The 13,777-nt window shown below is 73.7% G+C and carries 12 protein-coding genes; 2 read left to right on the top strand and 10 right to left on the bottom strand.

The features are described from left to right. Positions 1–6 precede the first annotated feature (6 nt). The 9 genes from Q1K26_RS22850 to Q1K26_RS22810 all read right to left on the bottom strand — a co-directional run bounded on the left by Q1K26_RS22850 (position 7) and on the right by Q1K26_RS22810 (position 10,603). A complete protein-coding gene (locus Q1K26_RS22850) occupies positions 7–663 on the bottom strand; it encodes a ComF family protein (protein WP_300016782.1) in 657 nt (218 codons plus the stop codon). A gap of 61 nt (positions 664–724) precedes the next feature. Beyond that, entirely contained in the window at positions 725–2,458 is a 1,734-nt protein-coding gene (locus tag Q1K26_RS22845; RefSeq protein WP_300016779.1) for an LpqB family beta-propeller domain-containing protein, read from the bottom strand. Further along, positions 2,455–4,110 (bottom strand): MtrAB system histidine kinase MtrB, encoded by a 1,656-nt coding sequence (gene mtrB / locus Q1K26_RS22840; protein WP_300016836.1) that lies wholly within the window; start codon positions 4,108–4,110, stop codon positions 2,455–2,457. Before mtrB ends, Q1K26_RS22845 begins: the two co-directional genes overlap by 4 nt. 82 nt (positions 4,111–4,192) lie before the next feature. Beyond that, entirely contained in the window at positions 4,193–4,870 is a 678-nt protein-coding gene (gene mtrA / locus Q1K26_RS22835) for an MtrAB system response regulator MtrA (RefSeq protein WP_300016776.1), read from the bottom strand. Between the two features lie 37 nt (positions 4,871–4,907). After that, positions 4,908–5,549, bottom strand: a complete 642-nt coding sequence (locus Q1K26_RS22830) for a dTMP kinase (RefSeq protein WP_300016773.1) — start codon at positions 5,547–5,549, stop codon at positions 4,908–4,910. A gap of 25 nt (positions 5,550–5,574) precedes the next feature. Next, positions 5,575–6,663, bottom strand: a complete 1,089-nt coding sequence (locus Q1K26_RS22825) for a hypothetical protein (protein WP_300016770.1) — start codon at positions 6,661–6,663, stop codon at positions 5,575–5,577. 256 nt (positions 6,664–6,919) lie between these two features. Continuing rightward, positions 6,920–7,387 carry an NUDIX domain-containing protein gene (locus Q1K26_RS22820; RefSeq protein ID WP_300016767.1) on the bottom strand — a complete coding sequence of 156 codons (468 nt, stop codon included), beginning with the start codon at positions 7,385–7,387 and terminating at the stop codon, positions 6,920–6,922. Between the two features lie 97 nt (positions 7,388–7,484). Beyond that, entirely contained in the window at positions 7,485–8,990 is a 1,506-nt protein-coding gene (gene ahcY / locus Q1K26_RS22815) for an adenosylhomocysteinase (protein ID WP_300016764.1), read from the bottom strand. A gap of 311 nt (positions 8,991–9,301) precedes the next feature. Continuing rightward, positions 9,302–10,603 carry a glutamate mutase L gene (locus tag Q1K26_RS22810; protein WP_300016761.1) on the bottom strand — a complete coding sequence of 434 codons (1,302 nt, stop codon included), beginning with the start codon at positions 10,601–10,603 and terminating at the stop codon, positions 9,302–9,304. Between the two features lie 121 nt (positions 10,604–10,724). On the opposite strand from Q1K26_RS22810, the gene Q1K26_RS22805 reads away from it, so the two are divergent. Continuing rightward, on the top strand, positions 10,725–12,353 hold the full coding sequence (locus tag Q1K26_RS22805) for a long-chain fatty acid--CoA ligase (protein WP_363320523.1): 1,629 nt from the start codon (positions 10,725–10,727) through the stop codon (positions 12,351–12,353). Between the two features lie 121 nt (positions 12,354–12,474). Here Q1K26_RS22805 and Q1K26_RS22800 read toward each other — a convergent pair whose 3' ends face one another. Then, a complete protein-coding gene (locus tag Q1K26_RS22800; RefSeq protein ID WP_300016755.1) occupies positions 12,475–13,035 on the bottom strand; it encodes a hypothetical protein in 561 nt (186 codons plus the stop codon). Positions 13,036–13,411: 376 nt separating this feature from the next. Between Q1K26_RS22800 and Q1K26_RS22795 the strand changes: the two genes are divergently transcribed. Further along, entirely contained in the window at positions 13,412–13,546 is a 135-nt protein-coding gene (locus tag Q1K26_RS22795; RefSeq protein WP_300016752.1) for a hypothetical protein, read from the top strand. The last annotated feature ends 231 nt before the right edge of the window (positions 13,547–13,777 follow it).

The raw sequence follows: 13,777 nt of genomic DNA, 5'->3' as shown, positions 1-13,777 counted from the left end.
TCATGATCAACTGCCGGTCGTCGCGTCACACAGGACCAGCGCGCCGACCGGCCGTAGACCGGCGCCCACCAGCGCATCCCGACACGCGCGGAGGGTGGCCCCGGTGGTGACCACGTCGTCGACGATCAGCAGCGGGACGCCCTCGGGGGGCAGCCGCGACGGCCGCACCCGCAACCGTCCACTCAGGTTCGCGGCTCGCTGGGCGGCGTCCAGGCCCACCGAGTCGCGCGCCCGCCGGGCCAGCCGCAGCGTCGGCACCACCCGTGCCCCGGGCCGTGCCGCGGCCACCGCCCGGCACAGCCGCACCACGTGGTCACCGCCGCGGGCCCGCGCCGCGGCGGGCCGCGAGGGCGCGGGCACCAGCCACGGCCCGGCACCTCCGGCGGCATGGAGCTCCGCGAGCCCGGCGGCGAGCAGCGCGGCGAGCGGGCCCGCGAGATCGCGCCTGCCCCGCTCCTTGTAGCGCAGCACCGCGGTGCGCAACGGGCCGCGGTAGCGTCCGACCGCGACGACCGGCAGCCCGCCCGGCAGCGCCAGCCGTCGCGGGCCCGCGAGCTCCGCCGCACATGCCGGGCACCACGGAGGTGCCGGCGCCCCGCATCCTGCACAGTCGGCGGGGAGCACGAGATCGACCAGCGCGGTGGCGAGCATCCGGACGTCCACGTCCCCAGGATCTCCCACACCCCCGACGACCGGCCCGGGTTGTCCACAGGGGCGGTGCCGGTCAGCCCGGGTAGAAGGGGACCCCGTCGGGGGCGCCACCCAGCACCTGCCGCCAGGCGTCCTGGTCGCCGCCCGCGAAGCTCCACACCCCGGTCTGGTCGGTCACCAGGAACGGCCTGCCGGCGGCCGCCGCCACCGCCCCGAGCGGCGGTGTCAGGTTGTTGACCAGCAGCGGCTGCACAGAGAGGCCGTCCACCGAGACCTGGGCGACGAGCCGGTCGGTGCGCTGGGTGATGACGACGACGGTGTCGGTCGACCGCCAGTCCACGGCCACGACCTCCCGCAGGTCCGCCGAACGCAGCGGACGGATGTTGCGGACCGCGACCTCGCCGTCGGGGCTGCGCGTCACCGCTCCGGTGTACAGCGCGCCGGCGACGACCGCCGCCACCCGCATTCCGTCCCGCGAGATCCGCAGATCCTGGATCGGTCCCAGCGCGGCGAGCTCGTCGGCGTTCACCCGGCCGGACCGCGTCGCACCGGCCCCGTCGACCAGCACGCGCGCGACGACCTCCCCGCCCAGCACGGTCCAGACCTCGTTGCCCACCGGCGTCCACGTCGGCCGGGTCATCGTCGAGGCGGTCAGGCCGGTCTCGACCGCCCCTCCCGCGGCCTCGCCGCCCACCAGCAGCAGGCGCTGCCCGTCGGAGCGGGCCACGGCGGCCAGCCGCCGCCCGTCCACGGTGGTGGCCGCCGACTCCACGTCGTAGCTGCCGTCACCGAGCGGTCCGGGCAGCTCCTCGGACCCGGAGACCGGGCCGAGACCACGCAGCCGGCCGCCGGTGGCCACCAGCGCCGACACATCGGCGCCCGGCTGCGTCTCCGCGCTCAGGTCCGCCACGTCCTCCCGGCTCACGACCGGGCGGTCGGGCAGCAGCGCGATGCCGTCGACCTGCAGCCGCACCCGCGCCACGTTCACCTCGGCCAGCGACAGCACGACCTGCGCGGCGAGCAGCCTGCGGCCCGGCTCGTCGACGTCACCGATGCGCGTCAGGTCGACGACCAGCGCCCCGCCCTCGTCGAGCGCGACGTTCGACCGCAGCCGCGTCTCGGGCACCAGCGCCGAGGTGACCGCCCCGGACAGCGCCCCGGACGGACCGGCGAGCAGCAGCTCCATCGCGCGCGTGGCCTGGGCCCGCGCCGGGAACGCCGGGAGGTAGCGCAGGTCGGGCACCGCGACGCGGCGCACCGGGTCGACGAACCAGGTACGCACCGCGGTGTAGCCGGCGCGGAAGTCGCCCAGCGGGACCAGCACCCCCGGCGGCAGCTCCGCGATGCGCCACTGGCCGTCGCGCCGCACGACCGTGACGTCGACCTCCACCGGGGCCTGGTTGGGCTCGAACGATCCCGAGGACGTGACGCGCCCGACCGAGGTACCCCGGATGCGGACGCGCGAGACGTCACCGGAGAGGGACGGCGGGCCGGGGGCGGGCACGGTGTCGAACTGGGAGTCCAGCACGGTGAAGCTCGCGGCGTCGTCCCAGTCGGCGGCCTCCTCGGAAAGGAACCGCCGGGCCGCGGCGTGGTCGTCGGTGCTGCTCGCCGACGCCTCGACGAACCCGCGCACCAGCTCGATCGCGTCGCTGCCGTCGACGGGGCCCGGCGGCGGCACCGCGGTCTCGCCGTCGGAGACCTCGCGCAGGATCTGCACCGGTGAGCTGCCGGGGACGCTGGCGCAGCCGGCCACCCCGACCAGCGCCAGCAGCAGCGCGAGCACCGTGGTCCGCCGGCCGTTCACCGCGCCTCCTCCGGTGTCGCCACGTCGACACCGGGCGACCACTCGGGCAGGTCGGCGGCCGGCAGCGGAGGGAGCGTGACGGCCGGGCGGCCCCGAGGCGGCGTCGGGACCGAGCCCGCGGTGGGCGGGTCGGGGACGTCGCTGTGCGGACCGAGGGCCACCGGGCTGCTCAGCACCTGGTCCCCGGCGGTGCGCGGCAGGGTCAGCCGGAAGGCCGCACCCCTGCCGATCTCGCCCCAGGCCTGCAGCCAGCCGCCGTGCAGCCGGGCGTCCTCCACGCTGATCGACAGACCCAGCCCGCTGCCGCCGCTGCGCCGGGCCCGGCTCTCCTCCGCGCGCCAGAACCGGTTGAACACCAGCGCCGCCTCGCCCGGCCGCAGCCCGACGCCGTGGTCGCGCACCAGCACCGCGACCGCGCGCTGATCGGCCGCCAGCGTGACCGTGACCGGTCGGCCCTCCCCGTGGTCGACGGCGTTGGCGACGAGGTTGCGCACGATCCGCTCCACCCGGCGGCTGTCGATCTCGGCCCGGATCCCGGCCGGGAGGTGCAGCTCCAGCGCGGTGCCGGTCTCCTCGGCGATGCCGCGCACGGCGTCGACGGCGCGGAGCACGACGGCACGCACGTCGACGGGCTCGGCGACGAGCTCGGCCACTCCCGCGTCGAGACGGCTGATCTCCAGCAGGTCGGCGAGCAGCGCCTCGAACCGGTCCAGCTCGGTGACCAGCAGCTCCGAGCTGCGGCGCAGAGCCGGGAGCAGCTCCTCACGCGAGGCGTAGAGGACGTCGGCGGCCATCCGGACCGTGGTGAGCGGGGTGCGCAGCTCGTGGCTGACGTCGGAGGTGAACCGGCGCTGCAACGCGCCGAACTCCTCCAGCTGCCGGATCTGGGTCTGGATGCTCGATGCCATCTCGTTGTAGGACTCGCCCAGGCGCGCCACCTCGTCGTCACCGTACACCGGCATGCGCTCGTCGAGGTGGCCCTCGGCGAACCGTTCGGCGACCTCGGCGGCCTGCCGCACCGGCCGCACCACCTGCCGCGTCACCAGGCTCGCGATGGCCGCGAGCAGGAGCAGCAGCAGCAGCCCGCCGACGATGAGCGTGCTCTGCACCAGACCGAGGGTGCGCTGCTCGGAGTCCAGCGGGAACAGCATGTAGAACTCCAGGGTCCGCGGCCCCGCAGTGCGCACCGGCTGCCCGATGATCAGCGTCGGTACCGCGACCCCCCGCTCGGTGACCGTGGAGTACTTGCGGGCCAGCGTGCCGTCGCCGCCGACGTCGGCACGCAGGTCGGCCGGCACGTCCTGCACCGGGCCGGACCAGACGTCCTCGCCACCGTCGATCCGCCCGGTGGTGAGCACCGCGCGGAACTCCCCGGCGGTGGGCGAGGACGGGTCGCTCCCCGCGCTCGTGAGCTGAGCGAGCGCGTTGTTCAGCTCGCCCTCCGCACCCTCCCGGTCCGGGTCGACGCCGGACAGACCGCGCTCCATCAGCGCGACGCCCGCCTGGAACCGGGCCAGGGTGTCGACCTCCTTGCCCTGCACGAGGCGGGTGGCGATCTGGGTCTGCAGGACCAGGCCGAGCACCAGCACCACAGCCGTGGACAGCGCCAGGGTGCTGATCACGACGCGGAGCTGCAGGGACCGCCGCCACACCGCGCCCGAGGCCTCGGCGACCTCCCCGCCGAACTGCCGGGCCTGCGCGAAGCCGGTGCGGAGCCGCCCGGTGATCACGACGTCACGGCGGGCCGGCCTTGTACCCCACACCGCGCACCGTCAGCACGATCTCGGGGTGCTCCGGGTCCTTCTCGACCTTGGACCGCAGGCGCTGGACGTGCACGTTGACCAGCCGCGTGTCGGCCGCGTGCCGGTACCCCCACACCTGTTCGAGCAGTACCTCGCGGGTGAACACCTGGCGCGGCTTGCGGGCCAGGGCCACCAGCAGGTCGAACTCCAGTGGCGTGAGCCCGATCTGCTCGCCGCCGCGCTGCACCTGGTGGGCGGGCACGTCGATCGTGACGTCGGAGATCGCGAGCTGCTCGGCGGGCTCGTTCTCGGTGCGCCGCACCCGTGCCCTGATCCGGGCCACGAGCTCCTTGGGCTTGAACGGCTTCACGACGTAGTCGTCGGCGCCCGACTCCAGCCCGAGCACCACGTCGACGGTGTCGGTCTTCGCCGTCAGCATGATGATCGGCACGCCGGACTCCGCGCGGATGCCGCGGCAGACGTCGATGCCGTTCATGCCGGGCAGCATGAGGTCGAGCAGGACGACGTCCGGGCGAAGCTCGCGGACCGCGGGGAGGGCGCGGGTGCCGTCGGCCACCACCGCGGTGTCGAACCCCTCGCCCCGAAGCACGATCGTGAGCATCTCGGCCAGGGCCGGGTCGTCGTCGACCACGAGTACGCGCGACTTCATCCCCGCAGCATCCCACCCCTGGTCAGCGACCGCGCCGCTACCCCAGCAGGAGCGTCGCCAGCGCGTCCGCGTCGAGATCACCCGCATCGTCGAGCACCGCCCACGGGGACAGCCACGCCTCGGCCGCGAGCCCTGCGTACACGATCCCGGTGCGCTGCTGGAGGCCCTGGTCGGACTCGTAGCTGTCGCGCTCGCGCCCCGGCTCGGTGCGTTCCCGGTGCGCCGCGCGCTCGGCCGCGACAGCGGGCGGCGGCGCCAGCAGCAGGTGCTGGTCGGGCACCGGGATGCCGAACCGGCCGAACTCCAGCTCCCGTACCCATCCGACGAACTCCCCCGCCGCGCCCTGGCCGAGCCGGGCGGCCCCGTAGGCGGCGTTGGAGGCGGCGTAGCGGTCGACGAGCACCACGTCGTTCGCCCGGACCCGCGCGCGGAGCCCGTCGGCGGCCGCCCGGCGGTCCAGGGCGTAGAGCAGTGACATGCCGTACACCGAGTCGCCGAGGTCGCCGAGGCGTCCGTAGAGCGCGTCGCCGACCAGCTCCGCATGGATATCGGTGTCGTAGCGCGGGAACGCGAGGGTGGCGATGCGGGCGCCGCGGCTGGTGAGCGACGCGGTGAGGCGGCCGGTCAGCGTCCGCTTGCCCGCGCCGTCCAACCCCTCGACGACGACCAACCGCCCCATGGGGCGGCACCCTAGCGGCGGTGCCCTACCGGTGGGGCGGGCGCTGTACCGCGCCGGGAGCCGGCACGGGCGGCGGGGTGGCCGGGCCGCGGAGGTCGGGCGCGCCGCCGTTGCGGGCCCGCGCCGGCTGCGCGGCGGCGTGCCGGGGACCTGCGGGCGGTGGGCCCGGCACGGGCCGTGGAGCCTGTCCACGCGGTGGGCCCGGACGGGCCGGCAACCGCGGAGGCGGGCCGGTCAGGGCCGGAGCGGGCGGCGGGGCCACGCCGAGCGGGATCGCCCGGACCGGCGTGGTGGCCTCGGGATCGCCTCGCGGGGCGACCTCCGTGGTACGGCTCGCCGCCGACCAGGCGGGGTCCCCGTCCGGGTCGGGGTCCCCGTCCGTAGCGCCGGTCGCGGCCGAGGGCTCGCCGGGTCCCCGGTGCCGCGCCGAGGCCGAGGCCGTGCGGGGCTCGGGGATGTGCGGGGCGCCGGGCAGCAGACCGGCGATCTCGACGAGCGCGACCCGCACGACCAGGAACGCCCACATCGCGACGCCAGCCAGCTTCGCCCCGTCCTCGAGGACGTAGGGCGCGTTCTCGTCGAGCAGGGTGTCGACCACCGCGGACACCCCCCACCAGCCCATCGCGGCGAGCCCGGTCAGCACGTGCGCGCCCAGGCGGTCGCGGAACCACCACAACCAGCCCAGCGCGGCGAGCGTGTAGACGACGAACACGGCCGGGCCCGGCACACCCAGGTTGTACTTGAGGATCTCGTGGCCCTGGAAGAAGTCGTCCCCGACCATGACCGTCGAGATCAGCCCGACCACCAGGAACATCCGGGCCGCCGCGTGCACACCCGCCCGCCGCATCACCATGGCGGCGAACAGCCCCACCGCCGCGGGGACCAGCCAGACCAGGATCGTGATGTTGGCGAACCACCCCGTGTAGGGCGGCGCCCCGACGACGGAGGCCGGGTCGCGGCTCAGAACCGAGAAGTCGATGTCCAGCCGCTGCGCGGCGAGGAAGCCGAGTGCCGTGACCAGCGCGACGCCGAACACGACGAGCACCGCACCGACGACGATGAACCGGAGTTCACCGCGCGGCCTTCTGCTCGCCACCTCATGTGCCACGATCATTCACGGTATCTTGCTTTCCGTTAACCCAGAACCCTCACCCCGGTCACCCGACCGCGGGCGGGCCGCGGACGCTCGACTCAGCGTGAGACCCTCGGTCAGGAGTCCGGCACCACGACGAGCGTCTCCGCCGGGCGCTCTCGGCAAGGAGATGGCCTGCCGTGCACGTCGGGAGGGTGCCGAGCAGGGCCGGGGCGACCGGTCGCGGAGATCGGGAGCTACCCGTGCGTCGGGCTCGACCCGACCGGGCCGTGCGCGGTCACCCTCGATCCGGCAGTGCGGCTGCGCTGACCCGCGCCCAGCTCGCCGCGAACCCGGGGTGCAGCGCCAGCTCGTGCAGCGCGTCGGCGGCCACCCACCGCACCTCGATGGTCTCCGCGGTCAGCGCGTCCAGCACGAGTGGCGCGCCGGCGCGCGCGATCACCGTCGTGTAGGTCCAGCCGCCGTGGTCGTCGACGTAGCGCCCGATCGCGGTGACGTCCGCGGCGAGGAGACCCGCCTCCTCCCCCGCCTCGCGCAGCGCGGCCTGCTCGGCCGACTCACCGCGGTTGCGGGCGCCGCCGAGGATCCCCCAGGTGCCGCCGTGATGGCTCCACAGCGCCCGGTGCTGCAGCAGCACCCGGTCGTCGTGCCAGAGCAGCAGCCCCGCGGCGCCGAACAGCCCCCAGTGCCGATGTCCCTGCGCGCAACGGACCCAGCCGTCACCGTCGCCGCGGGGGAAGAGCACCCCGCCAGACTAGGACGACCGCGCACCTCGCACACAGGCCGCGGGGCCCGCACACGGGTACGGACCTGTGTGTGGGCCCCGGGAGGTGTGTGCGGGCTCAGTAGCGGTAGTGATCGGGCTTGAACGGGCCCTCGACGTCCACGCCGATGTACTCGGCCTGGTCCTTGCTCAGCTTCGTCAGCTCGCCGCCCAGCGCCAGGACGTGGATCTTCGCGACCTTCTCGTCGAGGTGCTTGGGCAGCCGGTAGACGTCGGTGTTGTACTCCTCGTGCTTGGTGAACAGCTCCACCTGGGCGATGACCTGGTTGGCGAAGCTGTTGCTCATCACGAACGACGGGTGGCCGGTGGCGTTGCCCAGGTTCATCAGGCGCCCCTCGGACAGCACGATGATCGAGTGCCCGTCCGGGAACACCCACTCGTCCACCTGCGGCTTGATGTTGATCCGGACGATGCCGGGGATCCGGCCCAGGCCGGCCATGTCGATCTCGTTGTCGAAGTGGCCCACGTTGGCGACGATCGCCTGGTGCTTCATCCGCTTCATGGCATCGGTGGTGATGATGTCCTTGTTGCCGGTGGTGGTGACGATGATGTCGGCCTTCTCGATGGTCGACTCCAGCGTCGCGACCTGGAAGCCCTGCAGCAGCGCCTGCAGCGCGCAGATCGGGTCGACCTCGGACACGATCACGCGCGCGCCCTGCCCGGCCAGCGCGGCCGCCGAGCCCTTGCCCACGTCGCCGAAGCCGCAGACCAGCGCCACCTTGCCGCCGATCAGCACGTCGGTGGCGCGGTTCAGGCCGTCGACCAGCGAGTGCCGGATGCCGTAGACGTTGTCGAACTTGCTCTTGGTGACCGAGTCGTTGACGTTGATCGCCGGGAACAGCAGCTCGCCGCGCTCGGCGAGCTGGTAGAGGCGGTGCACGCCGGTGGTGGTCTCCTCGGTCACACCGCGGATGTCGGAGGCGACCTTGGTCCAGCGGCCCGGGTCGGTCAACAGCGAGCGGCGCAGCGTGTCCAGGATGATCCGGTACTCGTCGGAGACCGTGAGGTCCTCGTCCTCCACGGTCGGGACGATGCCGGTCTTCTCGTACTCGACGCCCTTGTGGATCAGCAGCGTGGCGTCGCCGCCGTCGTCGAGGATCATGTTCGGGCCCACGACCTCGCCGTCGGCGTCACGGAACAGGAACAGCTGCTCGGTGCACCACCAGTACTCCTCCAGCGTCTCGCCCTTCCAGGCGAAGACCGGCACTCCCTGGGGCTCCTCGGGGGTGCCGTGCGGGCCGACGACGGTGGCCGCGGCCGCGTGGTCCTGGGTGGAGAAGATGTTGCAGGACACCCAGCGGACCTCGGCGCCGAGGCTCACCAGGGTCTCGATCAGCACGGCGGTCTGCACGGTCATGTGCAGCGAGCCGACGATGCGGGCGCCGTGCAGCGGGCGGGCCTCGGCGTACTCGGTGCGCAGCTCCATCAGGCCGGGCATCTCGTTCTCCGCGAGGCGGATCTCCTTGCGGCCGAACTCGTGCAGCGCGAGATCGGCGACGGCGAAGTCGATGCCGTTGATGTTCTGGAGCTTGCCGGTGGGGTCGGTCGTGGTGTCGACGGACATGGGGGAGTTACGCCTCCTGGTAGGACGGTCGCGGGCAGGGATGGACGGCAGCCCGGCGGGAGTGGAACGGCACGGGGCAGCCTCCGTAGTCGGAGGCGCCCTTACACGATGGCCCGGTGGGTCGAGCGTGGCGGACTAGTGGTCCGTCGCAGCGCCTCTCGACCTCGGCAATGCCATGGCCCGTCCAGGGTGTCAGTGCCGCCAGAACCGGTCAACCCGACGTGAGCAACGACCCCCTCGGCCGCACTTCGGAGCCACAGCGCTGTCCAGCGGCTTCGGCAACAGCGTTACGGCTCCCACCTGCGGGATCATCAGCCCAGCAGGTGGTCGCGGAGGAGGGCTTCCGCCGCTGCCGGGCGGCCGTGGCTGGCCAGCAGGCCGGCCGGGGCCACCGTGAAGTCGGTGTCGACCACCATCTCCGCGTCGCCGAGCGAAGAGGCCAGCACCGGGTCGGCGCGCAGCGTCGCGAGCACCGCGGCCAGGCCGCCGCCGGGCCCGCGCTGCCGGAACACCCCGCCGGTCAGCACGACCACGCCGATCCCCACCGCGGGCTCGGGGGCCGGCGCGCGCAGGTGCCTGCGCATGGCGATGATCGCGGCGAGCGCGGCGATCCGGCGGTCCTCGGCCGCGCTGCCCGGGTTGGTGGGGACGTAGCCGACCTCGCTGGCCATCCGCGTCACGGTGGGCGCCAGCAGGTCGGCCTCCACCGGGTCGACGACGCCCTCCGCCTGCCCCTCCACGAGCACCCCGCCCGCCGCGGCGCGCACGCCGAGATCGCCCTCGACCGTGCGCAGGGTCCCCGCCTCGCGGGCCCCGCCGCCCGCGGAGTGGACGTCGGTGGTGGCGCAGCCGACGTCGACGAGCAGCACGCGGGACGCACGGATGCGGGCCAGCTCGACCGCGCCACGGCCGACGGCGTCGGGCGTGACCACCCGCACCAGCCTGCGGAACCGCGGCGCGACCGCCGGGCCCCGACCCCCGATGGCGTGCCGCTGGTACAGGGCCACGAGCGCGGCCCTGGCCGGACCGGGCACCACCTCCCCCACCTGGGGGAGGACGTTGTCGCACGGTACGACCGTGCGGCCGGTGGCCTTGAGCAGGGCGAGCGCGTCGTCGCGGGCGTCGGCGTTGCCGGCCAGCACGATCGGGGGGCGGATCCGGGCGCGGGCGAGGCGCCCGGCGTTGTGCAGCAGGGGCGCGGGATCGTCGCCGTCGGAGCCGCCCACCAGCAGCACCACGCCGGGGCGGGCGTTGCGCAGCGCGCGCACGTCGGCGGGCTCCAGCGGCCCGGCGTGGACGTGGACGACGTGCGCGCCCGCCGAGCACGCGACGCGGTGCCCGGCCTCGGTGGTGCTCAGCCGGTCCGCGCCGACGACCGCGAGCCGCAGCCCGCCACCGGCCGACGAGCAGGCCAGCAGCTCCGGCTCGCCCGCCGACCCGGCCGCGGTGACCGCACGGACGGTGGCGTCCATCCCGGCGAGCACGTCGCCGGTGGTCGTGGGGTGTTCCGCGTAGCCGGCCAGCGCGCCGTCGGGATGGACGAGCACGGCCTTGGTCCACGTCGAACCCACGTCGAGGCACACCGATGCGGTGTGGTCACGGACGGGCGTCACGACGGTCGAGCCTATCGGGCCGCGGGCCCGCGGGCGTGTGGTCGACACCGCCCGCGTCCCGGTAGGTTCGGTGGTGACCCGCCCCACAGCGTCGCTCGTTGGAGTCCCCATGCTCGGTCTGATGCAGGACCGCCCGCTCGCCCTGCCGCACGTGTTCCACCGCGCCGAGCAGTACTTCGGGCACAAACGGCTGATCACCGCCACCGCCACCGGTGAGACCACGACGACCCTCGCCGAATGGGCGGTGCGGGTGCGTCGGCTGGCCACCGTGCTCGACACCCTCGGCGTGTCGGCCGACGGGCGCGTCGGCACGTTCTGCTGGAACACCGCGCGGCACCTGGAGCTCTACGTCGCCGCGCCGTGCACCGGCCGGGTGCTGCACACACTGAACATCCGACTGTTCCCCGAGCAGCTCGTCTACATCGCCGGGCACGCCGAGGACGAGGTCGTCTTCGTCGACCGGTCGCTGATCCCGCTGCTCGAACCACTGGCCGACAAGCTCGCGACGGTGCGGCACTACATCGTCATCGACGACGGCGCCGACGTGCCGATCCCCGAGGGCTGGCTCGACTACGAGGAGCTGCTCGCCGCCGCCGACCCGTTCGACGGCACGTTCGTGATCGAGGACGAGAACACCGCCGCGGCGATGTGCTACACCTCCGGCACCACGGGCAACCCCAAGGGCGTCGTCTACTCGCACCGCTCCACCGTGCTGCACTCGCTGATCTCGCTGGTCGCCGACGGGGCGGCGTTGTCCGAGCGCGACGTGGTGCTGCCGGTCGTGCCGATGTTCCACGCCAACGCGTGGGGCCTGCCCTACGGCTGCCTGCTGGCCGGCACCGACATCGTCTTCCCCGGGCCGAACATGACCCCGCAGGGGATCGTCGGGCTGCTGGAGCGCCACCGCGTCACCGTCACCGGAGGGGTCCCCACCATCTGGATGGGCATGCTCCCCCTGCTGCGCGAGCACGACCTGTCGGCGCTGCGCGTGGTGCTGTGCGGTGGCTCGGCCGTGCCGCGGTCGCTGTCGGAGGCCTACCGCGAGGCCATCGGCATCCCGATGCTGCACGCGTGGGGCATGACCGAGACCTCGCCGATCGCCACCATGTCGACGCCCCGCAGCCACCACGACGCGCTCACCGAGGACGAGCGTGCCGACATCCGGGCCCGCCAGGGCCAGGCCGTGCCGCTGGTCGACATCCGGCTCGTCGACCCGGACTCCGGCGAGACCCAGCCCTGGGACGACGTCGCCACCGGCGAGATCCAGGCCGCCGGGCCGTGGATCGCCAAGGAGTACTACCGCGGCGAGGGCGGCGGCGCGCAGTTCACCGAGGACGGCTGGCTGCGCACCGGCGACGTCGGCACCGGCGACCGCTACGGCTTCGTCCGGCTGGTCGACCGCACCAAGGACCTGATCAAGTCCGGCGGCGAGTGGATCGGCTCGGTGGAGCTGGAGAACGAGATCATGGCGCACCCCAAGGTGGCGGAGGCCGCGGTCATCGCGATCCCGAGCGAGAAGTGGGTGGAGCGCCCGCTCGCGTGCGTCGTGGTCAAGCCCGGCGAGACGGTGACCGGCGAGGAGATCATCGAGTTCCTCACGCCGCGGGTGGCGAAGTGGTGGCTGCCCGACGCCGTCGAGTTCATCGACGAGGTGCCCAAGACCAGCGTCGGCAAGTTCTCGAAGAAGACGCTGCGCGAGAAGTTCGGTGGGTACCAGGTGGCCGGGCCGACCAGTCACGAGCCCGCCTGAGCTGCACAGACAGCGAACATCGGCCCCGGCGCCTCTGTGGGTGTCCGGGGCCGATCGGTGTCGGCCGCGAGGCTCCACGGAACAGCCACGGACCGTGCCGTCGCGGGCTCCGGCGCCCTGCTCAGTGGCTGATGAAGTACCCGTCGCCCGGGACGTGCCGGACGCGGACCTTCGTTCCGTGGCGCGCTGTGACCGAATCGACCAACTCCTGCTGGGCAGCGGAGAGCGGACCCGACGGTACGTCCAGGAACACGGCGTTGAGGGGGGGCACCTGACCCATCGCCAGCGCGCACGGCGGGCCGCCGCCGTTCACCCGCACGAGCTCCGCTCCCAGCTCATCGCCCACCACGTCGAGTTCGGCGGCCGACCACTGCACCGCCACCGTATCCGTGACGGCCGCCAGGCCCGCGCTCCGGACGGATCGGAGGTCAGCGGCGGGCACCGGTGAGGCGCCCGGCGAGACGATGCCGATCGTGAGGCGGCTGGTCCCCGTGTCGAACCAGAGCCCGCCGAACCGGTCGCCGAGCTCGTCCACGATGGATCGCTGGACATCGTCGGTGACCGCGGACTGCCAGCCGATGCGCTGCGCTGCTTCCCCGAGGGTGATGCCGAGGTCATGGGCCAACGACGTCACGGCGGGGTCGGTCAGCGATCCCGGGGGCGGGGCCGCGTCTGTGGGCATGGGCCGAAGGCTACCCACGGACCACACCGAACCTCCGTGGCGAGCGGCCCCGTCACGTTCCTGGTGATACACCCTGCGCCGGGACCAGGTCCGAACGCACGAAGACGACCCCGCGTCACGAGTGCGGCGGCTGCCCGACCGCCGGGTCCGCCGGGCACGAGCCGGCCTGACCGGGCATCGAACCGTGACCGGGAAGGTCGACCTCACGCGGGAGGTGGCCTGCCACCGGGCCCGGCGCGACACCCCGCAGCTCCGTGGAGGTCCCCGATCTGCGGTACCTCATGATCGACGGCCACCGGCGACCCGATATGACCAGCTTCACCAACGCCCGGGGCGAGTCGCGGTGGGACTGGACCCTCATGATCATGGTCTCGGGATGGGTCACGGACGGGATGTCCGCCGCAGCGCTCGACCGGGCGGGGCGAAGGACCGCCCGGCGCGGCTCGACGACCTGCGCCTGGAGACGCTGTCGGAGGGCCGCTGCGTCCAGGCCCTGTACGTCGGTCCCTAGGACGACGAGGGTGGCCTGCTGCGGCGCATGCACGAGGAGTTCATCCCCGGCCCACGGCCTCGCGATGACCGGGCGGCACCACGAGATCTACCTCAGAGCCTGTTCGTGAACTGATCACGTAGGCCCCGTCGGCGCTGTGGCGGTGATGTTCGGCGATGATCACGGCTCGTGCGGCGTGTCCCGCCCGGGCTCGGTGAGGGCTTCTGGACGGATCTGGATGTCGAAGTCCGC

This window comes from Pseudonocardia sp. (assembly GCF_029263155.1).
Classification (GTDB): domain Bacteria; phylum Actinomycetota; class Actinomycetes; order Mycobacteriales; family Pseudonocardiaceae; genus Pseudonocardia.
This window is presented reverse-complemented; position numbering and strand designations above follow the sequence as displayed.

What these genes read in the sequence shown, in the direction of transcription:
- mtrA (WP_300016776.1), bottom strand. Translation starts at nt 4,870, where the DNA reads ATGAAGTCGCGCGTACTCGTGGTCGACGACGACCCGGCCCTGGCCGAG.
- Q1K26_RS22830 (WP_300016773.1), bottom strand. Translation starts at nt 5,549, where the DNA reads ATGGGGCGGTTGGTCGTCGTCGAGGGGTTGGACGGCGCGGGCAAGCGG.
- Q1K26_RS22825 (WP_300016770.1), bottom strand. Translation starts at nt 6,663, where the DNA reads ATGATCGTGGCACATGAGGTGGCGAGCAGAAGGCCGCGCGGTGAACTC.
- ahcY (WP_300016764.1), bottom strand. Translation starts at nt 8,990, where the DNA reads ATGTCCGTCGACACCACGACCGACCCCACCGGCAAGCTCCAGAACATC.
- Q1K26_RS22805 (WP_363320523.1), top strand. Translation starts at nt 10,725, where the DNA reads ATGCAGGACCGCCCGCTCGCCCTGCCGCACGTGTTCCACCGCGCCGAG.
- Q1K26_RS22800 (WP_300016755.1), bottom strand. Translation starts at nt 13,035, where the DNA reads ATGCCCACAGACGCGGCCCCGCCCCCGGGATCGCTGACCGACCCCGCC.
- Q1K26_RS22795 (WP_300016752.1), top strand. Translation starts at nt 13,412, where the DNA reads ATGGGTCACGGACGGGATGTCCGCCGCAGCGCTCGACCGGGCGGGGCG.